Origin of the sequence: Flavobacterium salmonis (assembly GCF_903819435.1) — a bacterium.
In the GTDB taxonomy this organism is placed as follows: domain Bacteria; phylum Bacteroidota; class Bacteroidia; order Flavobacteriales; family Flavobacteriaceae; genus Flavobacterium; species Flavobacterium chungangense.
In genome coordinates this window covers 1-227 of record NZ_CAIJDP010000021.1, presented here as the reverse complement: position 1 = coordinate 227, position 227 = coordinate 1, and the positions used below count along the sequence as shown (strand labels likewise).

The 227-nt window shown below is 46.7% G+C and carries 1 protein-coding gene; it reads right to left on the bottom strand.

Going from position 1 to position 227, the window contains the following annotated elements; translation table 11 throughout:
• A partial coding sequence (locus FLACHUCJ7_RS00105) for an Ig-like domain-containing protein (RefSeq protein WP_180907452.1) occupies window positions 1-227 on the bottom strand: 227 nt, incomplete at both ends.

Here is a 227-nt window from a genome sequence, read left to right as displayed (position 1 = left end):
GCGGTAGCCGAATTAAAGTTCGCTGAAGGGGTAAACGTGATTACGCCCGTAGCGGAGATATTTACTGTTCCATTGGTAACAGCTATTGTTTGGGTTGTACCTGTCAGAATGGTTCCGTTGATAGATACAATGGTCAGCGTATCGCCGTCAGCATCAGTATCCAAAGCAAGCGGAGTTAGTGTCAATGTACCGTCTTCGGCAACAGTGTAAGTATCGTTTACGGCAAC